Source organism: Shewanella sp. 10N.286.45.A1 (genome assembly GCF_041470405.1).
Taxonomy (GTDB): domain Bacteria; phylum Pseudomonadota; class Gammaproteobacteria; order Enterobacterales; family Shewanellaceae; genus Shewanella.
On record NZ_JBFRMK010000305.1, the window covers coordinates 1 to 9,449 of the forward strand.

At 44.7% G+C, this 9,449-nt stretch carries 9 protein-coding genes; 6 read left to right on the top strand and 3 right to left on the bottom strand.

Annotation, left to right across the window (positions count from 1 at the left end):
* Nucleotides 1–411: 411 nt before the first annotated feature.
* From AB4238_RS19735 to AB4238_RS19745, 3 genes are all read right to left on the bottom strand, one after another.
* Nucleotides 412–870: a GNAT family N-acetyltransferase gene (locus AB4238_RS19735; RefSeq protein ID WP_372035031.1), complete on the bottom strand. Its 459-nt coding sequence runs from the start codon at nt 868–870 to the stop codon at nt 412–414.
* Between the two features lie 121 nt (nt 871–991).
* A complete protein-coding gene (locus AB4238_RS19740) occupies nt 992–1,651 on the bottom strand; it encodes a 7-cyano-7-deazaguanine/7-aminomethyl-7-deazaguanine transporter (RefSeq protein WP_372035033.1) in 660 nt (219 codons plus the stop codon).
* 212 nt (nt 1,652–1,863) lie between these two features.
* Nucleotides 1,864–3,222, bottom strand: coding sequence for an isochorismate synthase MenF (locus AB4238_RS19745; RefSeq protein ID WP_372035035.1), 1,359 nt, complete (start codon nt 3,220–3,222; stop codon nt 1,864–1,866).
* A 407-nt stretch (nt 3,223–3,629) separates the two neighbouring features.
* Between AB4238_RS19745 and AB4238_RS19750 the strand changes: the two genes are divergently transcribed.
* The 6 genes from AB4238_RS19750 to AB4238_RS19775 are packed head-to-tail and all read left to right on the top strand — an operon-like array spanning nt 3,630 to nt 9,321.
* Entirely contained in the window at nt 3,630–5,702 is a 2,073-nt protein-coding gene (locus AB4238_RS19750; protein WP_372035037.1) for a TonB-dependent receptor plug domain-containing protein, read from the top strand.
* Between the two features lie 17 nt (nt 5,703–5,719).
* A complete protein-coding gene (locus AB4238_RS19755) occupies nt 5,720–7,084 on the top strand; it encodes an ATP-binding cassette domain-containing protein (protein ID WP_372035039.1) in 1,365 nt (454 codons plus the stop codon).
* A 45-nt stretch (nt 7,085–7,129) separates the two neighbouring features.
* On the top strand, nt 7,130–7,768 hold the full coding sequence (locus AB4238_RS19760; RefSeq protein ID WP_372035041.1) for an energy-coupling factor transporter transmembrane component T: 639 nt from the start codon (nt 7,130–7,132) through the stop codon (nt 7,766–7,768).
* Nucleotides 7,765–8,310 (top strand): core component of ECF transporter, encoded by a 546-nt coding sequence (locus AB4238_RS19765; protein WP_372035043.1) that lies wholly within the window; start codon nt 7,765–7,767, stop codon nt 8,308–8,310. The genes AB4238_RS19760 and AB4238_RS19765 overlap by 4 nt, the downstream gene beginning before the upstream one ends.
* 28 nt (nt 8,311–8,338) lie before the next feature.
* Complete coding sequence (locus AB4238_RS19770) at nt 8,339–9,094, top strand: DNA-binding protein (protein WP_372035046.1); 756 nt, start codon at nt 8,339–8,341, stop codon at nt 9,092–9,094.
* A gap of 8 nt (nt 9,095–9,102) precedes the next feature.
* Nucleotides 9,103–9,321: a hypothetical protein gene (locus AB4238_RS19775; protein ID WP_372035048.1), complete on the top strand. Its 219-nt coding sequence runs from the start codon at nt 9,103–9,105 to the stop codon at nt 9,319–9,321.
* The last annotated feature ends 128 nt before the right edge of the window (nt 9,322–9,449 follow it).

Consider the following 9,449-nt stretch of genomic DNA (forward strand, 5'->3'; position numbering starts at 1 on the left):
CTACATTCAAGTTCATTAACACAGCATCAAAGCCTCTAAAACTCGCCTGTAAGGAGTGTTTTTGGCTTCCTACTTCTGCGTTGAATAAACTCATAAGGGAATAACCATTGTGTCATTACTCACTTTGAATTAGCCTGCCTTGAATTAGTTCGCCAAAAACACTCTGAGTAGATCAACTACTTATACTGATTGGTATAATTGTCATAGAGGCAAATTACAGGCAAAAAAAAGCCGGGGGAAAATCCCGGCCACTTAAGAGTGTGTGTGAGCAATGTCGTGCTTAATAAAACTCGTTAACCATTAAAGATGATGAGAACTTTAACCATTAACCTGAGTTCTGGAACGCAAGTTAATAATAATCATTCTCATTTGTGTTTGCAAGTTTTATTATGTAAAGAACTCGATAAACTTTTATAACTGCTTTTGCAGGTGCAGTTTGTTTTGACTTAAGCGCTGGCTATCTGCAGTCATGGCTGTGATCTGGTATTGATTGTTGATCAACATGTTCAGCATTACAGGGAAGCAGTTTTGGGTTTTCACTTCCATCAGTTTATAGCCTTTTTGCTTTGCCCAATGTTCTTGGTATTCAAGCATGCTTTTAGCTAAGCCCAAGCCGCGATAGTCAGGAACTATACCGCCTAACCAACTGTAGAATGTATCATCAGCGTTTTGGTAACCAAGCTTAAAGCCAGCAACTTCACCTTCAATCTTAGCGATAAGCAATAATGCAGAAGTAGACAGTAACCGAGTACTGATCTCCTGGCTTGAATAAGGCTGCTCAAATTCAGGAATAGCGTCATAAGCTTGATCTAAGCGTGCTAATACTTCAGGTGTAAACTCGGTAATTGCTTCAATTTCAATGGTGTACATTTTCTACTCTCATAATTTTCGCCAGTTCACCATAAATGTCTCTTAAATAAACGAGGCAAAGGTGAACGAATTGGCGAAATTATAACAGGTCTGGCCAGTTGTTGTTAAGAGTAGTTTGGCGCTACAGTGCGGTTTTGCGAGCTGTCTCTTGCAAAATCTTATCTTGCAACACCTTCAGTAATAGACCGTAGGCGGGTAAGAATAAGCCCAGGCTAACGATAAGTTTGAAGCCGTAGTCAACCGTTGCTATTTCTGGCCAGTTGGCGGCCATAAAGCTATCTGTTGAAGCGTAAAAAGCAAGCGAGAAGAACACTAGCGTATCAACAAGATTACCGATAATAGTGGATGCTGATGGTGCAACCCACCAAGATTTTGTTTGTCTTAATTTGGCAAAAACAAAGATATCCATTAATTGACCTATCAAATAGGCTGCAAAACTGGCAAAAGCGATTCTAAAGACAAAGCTATTAAATTCTAGTAACGCGGCCGCACCTTGAAAGCTCCCCTGATGAAATACAACGCCCATCAAGTAAGAGATGATTAAGGCTGGAAGCATGGCGAGAAAAATGATCTTGCGTGCGGCCTGTTGACCAAAAATTCTAACGGTAAGATCGGTTGCAAGGTAAACAAAAGGAAAGCTAAACGCGCCCCATGTGGTATGCAGTTCAAAGATCTGAAATGGGAGTTGCACCAAGTAGTTACTGGCACAAATAATAATAATATGAAAGCCTGCTAAAAGCAGTAACGCACGGCGAACCTGCGTCTGAGATAACATCAACATCTTGTGGCCTTTTTTAATAAATCGGGCGGGGTGAGGGAACCCGCAATAGCAAGTATCGCTATAATTTTACAATTTTTGGTTAGTCAAAGTAGTGTGAACCCATAATCGGGGCGGCAAATTATAGAGCAGAATTTTTTCAGAGCAAGCATAAAAATGATGTAGCGGCTGATTAACCACTACATCATGGGGTAACTGATTGATTTTTTGTGGTGTTAAAGTTCAGTCAATATTGACAGAATAGTGGTTAACTTGTTTTCAAGTTCGCTCCACTCTTTATCTGGCTCAGACCCTGCAACAATCCCTGCACCAGCAAATAGGTTGATGCGACCAGGTTCAATACGGGCACTGCGAATAGCGACTGCAAATTCACTTTCATGCTTATTGAAGTAACCACAAGCACCGGCATACCAGCCTCTGACATAACCTTCCTGCTGGCGAATAAAGTTCATTGCAGGTTCTTTAGGTAAGCCACCAACTGCGGGGGTAGGGTGCAGCGCTTGGATGAGCTGAAAATCATTCACACCGGCTTTTAGTTCGGCTCTAATCGAGCGATGTAGATGTTGAATATGGCTTAACTTAAATACCGTTGGAAACTCCTCGGCGCCAACGTAATGGCTCAAAGGGTTCAACACATCAACAATTTGCTGTCTCACTAACTGATTTTCATGACTGTTTTTGGTGTCGTCCAGTAGCTCTTGTGCCAAGGCTTTGTCTTGTTCCTGGTTGATGCCTCTAACCGTTGTACCTGCTAGAGCCTCAGTAAATAACTCTCGCTGTCTGCGGCGATATAATCGCTCAGGAGTGCAAGAGATAAAGGCACTATCGGGACTAAATTGAAAACCAAACTGAAAGCTATTAGGGTTTCTTCCTTGCCAGCAAGCGAGTAGTGTCCAAGGATCAACTTGCTCATTAATTTCAAGTTGAGTTTGGCGAGACAGCACCACTTTTGGTGTTTCTTTAATAAATTTGGGATGGGTAACCTGGTTGACCAGTTCAGTCCAGCGATAACGATCGGGTTTATCGCTGCGACCCATTAATGCGACCTTATTGGGCGGTGTAAGCGGCTTAGGCTTATCTAATGCCGCGATTGCCTGCATTGCTGTGGCAACCTCTTTCTCTAGAGAACTGTCAGTAAAGTTAAGGTTTACCAGCAGTTTGAACTCATCACCGCTGCGGCGTAATTCAATACGAGGCAATACAAAGCGTGCCTTTCCAAACTCCGGCCAGCTTTCATTTTTGCGGTCAAAAGCGACTCCACCATAATAGCGGACGTCTTGATTACTGGTGAGTGCTCTTTGCTTTTGGTATTCAGCTGACATTTCTAAGTCGTCAACGTCATCACCAAAAAAGAAATCTTTGCAGCAACCGATAGCTGCAACCTCTTCCTCGGTATCACGCCCTTTCCAATAGATTCTTGGATAGGTGGACTGCGCTGCTAACCAAGCAATCACCGGGATCGCCGAAATCGTCACCGACAGCTGGATTATCGGATCGCTGTGTGGTTGCAGAGTAAAGGATGTGAGCTTGTCGGTTAAAGACTTAATCGCGTGAGACAGCAAAGGGGCGGTCAATAAATACTCCAAATCGTATTTCTTATGGGCTATGTGAGGCGCTGACCTCTACTTGCAGTTCACCCATTTTCAAATTGGTAATAAGAATCTTTACCACAAAGTAATATCCACCGACTAGAGTGTCAAGTCGGTTGCTCTGCTGCTGTGAGCTGCCACTGACTATTTTATGTTCACGCTTTGTTTTTTTTATATCTTTAAGCGCCGCTAATTCATTTTATCGCTTTCACTGTGTCTTTTTGTCTGCCACGAAGTTCTAGCTGGACATATTGTCCTTATGTGTGTTGGTTAGTAACTCCCTTTGTTTTAATTAGTTGATCTAAGTTTGTATTTGTAAGTTGATAGCTTGTGCGTTGCTACTCTCTTTCTAACAATAGGCGTTAATAATGTCGTTAGGATGATGAAAACCAATGAGAAATAGAAATAACACCTTGAAGTTATCTGCAATTGCTATGGCTTTAAGCATTAGCTACCAAGTGCAAGCAGATGATATGGAGCGAGACCCCATTTTAGACGTTACTGAGGTGATAGTTGTTCATGGTAAGCAAGCTTCAGTCACAGAGTCTGCAACCACTCATTGGAGTCTTAACGAACAAGAGATCAAAGCAACTGGAGCGCAAAGCTTAGATCAGTTACTCAAAAACGTGCCCGGGCTTTATGTCAGAGTGGGTGGGCAAGGCACCCCAAGGGTTGATGTTCGAGGCTTTAAAGCACGTCACGTTATCTATTTAATTAATGGTGTCCCCGCTAATGGCGCTGAAGATGGCCAGTTCGACCCAAGCTTAATACCTTCCAGCCAGATAGGTTCAGTTGAAGTATCCGTTGGACCAACATCTGTGCTTTATGGCCCAGGTGGAGCTGGTGGTGTGATTAACATTATTACTAAGCAGGGCGAGGATGCGCCGCGTTTATCTGGACGCCTTGAAGCTGCCCAAGATAATACCTTTAATGGTGATATTAGCGCTGCTGGAAGCGGTGACAACTGGCAGGGGGTGATTAATTACAGCCGTCAGCAAACCGATGGCTGGCCAATGTCGAGTGACTATAACGACACTGAATATCAGCAGGGTGATGTGCGTGATAACGCCGATAAAACCTTGGATAATATTTATGCACAAGGTAGTTATCTGCTGAATGATAACACTCAACTAATGGCTAACATGAGCTTCAAACAGGGCGAATGGGGTAAGCCAAGTCGAGATGGCACTGGTTCTGGGAGCGCGAAGTTTGAGAGGGTTGACGATTACCAAGCAAAAACCTTTCAACTGGGATTGGCTCATAAGTTCAATGACATGTTTACCTTGCGTGGTTTTGGTTACTACAACCAGAGTGATGTGTTGGAGACTCAGTATAAAGATGACGCATACCAAGCGATAAAAGCGCAACAAGATGGTCGCTCTACGGTCGAGGGCGGTAACTTACAGTTCATTTCCAACTTTGGCCAAGCAGGTATTGTCACAACGGCAATGATTGCTGAAAAGCAAAGCTGGCAGTCACAGGCACTAGCAAGTAACCAAAATAACAAAAGTGGCTCAGGAAACGGCAGTGGAAGTGGTAACGGTAGTGGCAGTGGAAGTGGAAGTGGAAGTGGCAGTGGAAGTGGAAGTGGAAACGGCGGTGGCAATGGAAGTGGTAGCAGCGACAGCTTTGATGACTCAGCATGGTTATACACGGCGGCGCTAGAATATCAATATCAAGCAGACAGCTATGGTGTAACGCTCGGAGGCGCTTTTCATGATCAAGACAGAGTATCGAGGTCTGAACAAGATTACTCTGGGCAGTTATCGGGTTACTGGCAAGCATTAGAGCATACCCGCATTAATATGGGAGTGGCGCGTAAAGTCCGATTCCCTTCTATGCGCAATCTCTATGCGCAATCTACAGGTAATGCTGATTTACAGGCGGAAGTATCACAGCATTTTGAGTTGGGCTTATTGCAAGATATTGGTTACTCAACAGAGCTGAATATCGCAGGTTTTTATACCGATGCCGAAGATTACATTGCCAAAGACTTAGCGGGTACTTATCAAAACATGGGCGACTATGCTTTCAAAGGGGTCGATCTGCAGCTGCAAAATAATAGTATCGATGACCTGTCGATGACTTTTATGTATAGCTTTTTAGATACTGAAGACAAATCTGCGGCAGAGACATTCCAAACTCTAGAATATCGCCCTCGCCATCAACTGCGGTTTCAAGCGCAATACCAACTGCCATTTGCAATGCGCATCAACCTAAATGTTGAACGGATCATGGATCAAATCTACTACGCCCAGCACAAGGTCGCAGGAGAAAAAGTTCTGCTTGAACAGTCGTTAGATGACTACACCTTGGTTGATGTTAATTTGGTGCAGCCGTTGCTTGATGACAAGTTAGAGCTTTACCTAAGAGCCACCAATTTATTGGATGAAAATTACTATCAAAGTGAGTCATTACCTCAAGCTGGTCGCCAAGTGTTTATTGGTTTGAACTGGCAGATATAGTCAACCGGAGGTCGCTGATGCAACTCATCTCGCTAAAAGGGATTCATTTTGGCTATGACACATACCAAGCAGATATTTTGGATGATCTTAACTTGGTGGTCAGTCATGGCGAGTGTCACTGCATCAGCGGTGCAACTGGGTGCGGCAAGTCGAGCTTACTGCACCTTATCGCCGGAGAGTTATGTCGTCCTTTTGAGGGGGATATGACTCGTCATTCGGCGTTAAAGGTTGGGCTGGTGATGCAAGATCCTAATGTACAGGTCCTGCGCCAAAGCGTTGGGGCTGAGATTGCATTCGCCCTAGAGAACCTCGGCGTTCCCTCTAATGAAATGTTAGATAAAGTGCAGCAGGCGCTGCGACGGGTTGGACTATATGTCAGCTTAGACATGCCTATTGATGTGCTGTCACTAGGACAAAAGTACCGCCTAATGTTGGCCGCTCAACTGGTGTTTGAGCCCAATCTGTTGCTGCTCGACGAACCTTGGACTCAGCTTGATAATCATGGAGTACAAGAGCTGTACTTTGTACTTAAAGAGCTACTCCGTGACGGTGTTGCTATTGTGATGGTGGAGCATCAGCCACAAGCATTTGGCCAGCTTGTTTCTCACCTATGGCAGCTAGAGAACGGCAAGTTAGTCGCGGGACTATTCCAGCCTTCGCGGCCGCATAAGCAAAGGTTACCCACGTTAGGTGCAAATGGTGGCAGGGCAGCAGAGCAAAGAGTACTGATATCACCGCACCGCTTTCAGTTCTCTGCAGGTTCACCTTTATTTCGCTGTACAGCATCATTAAGCGTCGCAGCAGGAGAGATCGTTGCCTTAGTTGGAGACAATGGCACAGGCAAAAGCAGTTTACTAAAAGCGCTGGCAGGAATGCAGGCTGATATCGGGCAGTTACCATTGGTAGTACTTGGTAAACGACCTAAGTTAGGTATTTTTGGTGCAAATCTTTGCCTGTTGTTACAAAGGCCAAATCGGCAACTTTTTGAGCCGACAGTATTGACGGAAATGCAATTTAGTTTACGTCGTTTCAGGTTGCCATTGTCTCGAGCTGAGCGGATGTTACAACAGCTGTCGTTAAGCCATTTGTCGATGGCATCACCCCATAAATTATCCTACGGGCAACAACATATTATTGCGCTGGCATCACTTGCCTGTTTACAACCTAAGGTGTTGCTACTGGATGATCCTTTTGCCGGTCTAGATAGCTTGCATTGTGACAAGGTGTGGCAGCTTTTACTGCAGTTGCGCCAAAAAGGCTGCGCAATTTTACTCACTTCTCACAGAGAGATGCCTTACGGTGATGTCGATAGAGTCTGGCTTATCGAGTCGGGATACTTGTCAGACAGAACCGCGCCTGCAGTGCAGGCTGATGCAGGCTAAGTTACCAAGACCTGTGGGGAAAATGTTAAGCATAAGGCAAAGCCTGTGACAATTGGGATACGTCAGAGCCACCGCTGCGCTTTCGCTCTGATCCTGAGCTTGCTATTGGCAAGCTGCGCTTTTTTTGTACCGAGTAGTGCATTGTGGATATTAGTGAGCATTAATGCGGGGTTAATCGCTCACGGGCTTGTGCTAAAGAAAAAAATAACCATGTTGCTGCGCTTAGCTGCAGTGCAATTTATTACCACTATGGGTCTCTACTATCTGTTTTATGGTGAAAGCCAGCTCTTAGATGGCGCGGTAGTGGTACTTAGAGTGCTATTGGCAATGCTACCTGGCTGGTGGCTTTCAAGTACTCAAAGTCCAGAGCGACTTGGAGAGGTTTTAAGTTGGTTGTTACCACACAAATGGGCATTTGTAATAGCGGCTTCATTAAGCCTAATGCCGTTTATGTCGCAAGAGCTAAAAGAGATCTACCAGATCCAATGTATGCGCGGTGCGAGGATCACGCCTAAAGCACTTCGAAACCCAAAGAATTGGCCTGAATTTATTTATTGCGTGTTACTGCCGCTGTTGATCCAACTATTAAAGCTATCAAAGCAGATGGCACTATCGGCAAAGTTACGCCATTTTGGCAGCGGTGAGCATGTAACGCATTGGCCTTCAACGAGAGATGACAAATGAAACTTAACTTTGAACTGCAAGATGCGTTGTTTATAGGCTTTTGTGCGACCTTATTGGTGATTTTAAAAAGCATGTTGCGGCTTAAACTGGGGCTCAGTGGTCACTCAATGTTCTTAATGACTTTCTTCTATCTACTTTGCTACGGCACCGTAGGTCGGGTGGGCTGCATTACTGCATGCGGCCTGCTAGCAGGAATGGTGGCTATGATGCTGAGTGTTGGCAAAGGTGGGCCGTTGATCTTGCTCAAATTTGGCATGCCTGCCATCGCAATGGATATTGCGTTACTGGCTATTGCAGGTGTATTCAAATTACGTTGGCAGTGTGTATTGCTGGCTCTGGCTGGTTGCTTAGCATGGGCGAGTAAAGGTTGGATTGAAAATATGCTTGCGGGTATGAGTCAGCAGATCGCGTTGACCAAGTTTGCGATTAACTTCCTGCAGGGTGGTCTATTTGCCATCGGCGCCGCACTGCTTGTACCTAGCGTACTCAAGCGCTTGCAATCACATGACTTGCTGCAAGACCGGCATCAAAACCCTGAGTAACCGTTAGCTTACATCTATAGGATTAAGAATGAAAAACTGGCTAATTTGCATTGATGATACCGACGACATAGGCACTAAAGGTACCGGGGAAATTGCTGAAGAGATTGCCCACCTTTTACAGCAACAACAGCTGAATAAAACTGAGTATGTCGCAAGGTGCTTAGTGACTCGGCATCAGTTATATGTTCATCCCGATATCCCCTATACCTCTCATAACAGTGCCATGTGCTTTCAGCTTGAAAGTCATCTCGACTTTGCTGACATAAAGCAAATATGTGTCACTCATCTGTTGCAGGAGTCTGCAGCAGCTTCCGACCCCGGGTTGGCGATACTTGATATGAGTTCATCCTACGATATCAGTGCATTAATCGCCTTTGGTCGCGCAGCTAAAAAGACGGTTAAAACCAAAGAGCAAGCCTACGAGCTGGCTACTGAACTAGGTATTGATCTGACTGAACACGGTGGCACTGGTCAAGGAATCATCGGTGCTTTAGCGGGTCTAGGTTTGCGTTTAAGTGGTCAAGATGGTCGGGTTAAAGGTCAGTTCTGTTTGGGGGATTATAATCAAAGCGCCGACATTGAGTTCACAGTGGCTGATATTGTACTCACAAGCCCCCTGCAAATAGTGCTGAGTGATAGTGGTGAAATATTAGCTGGCGACGAGCGCATACTATTAACTGGCAAGGTGAAGGCAGTTTATCGTCAGCACATGTTTGCACTCTTAGTCAGTCGTCATGGTTCAGGCTGGGTGAATGCTTCTAAGCAAACACTCAAGGCGTATTAGAGGCTAATATGGATAAATGGTTTACCTATGTGGACGGTGTGTGGCGATTTAAATTAGGTACAGACTCCTATGCGGCGGCGCGAGAAGCTGCTAAAGCGTGTCAATTTTTCGCTGAAGACGATGAAGATGAGCAGATCGATGACCATTTACTGTCATGTTATAACTGTCTTTACAGACGTTGGCGTATAAATTGTTTCGATTGTTATAAAAAAGTAGGCACACCCTAAGAAGGGGTTCTCACATTAGTAATTGATATTTAACAATTGTCACGAGTTATCTTTTTTTCTGATCTTATACCAATTGCATTAAAAGTTTGACCATTCAGCGGGAATTCAAAGCGCTGTAGGCAAGTAGT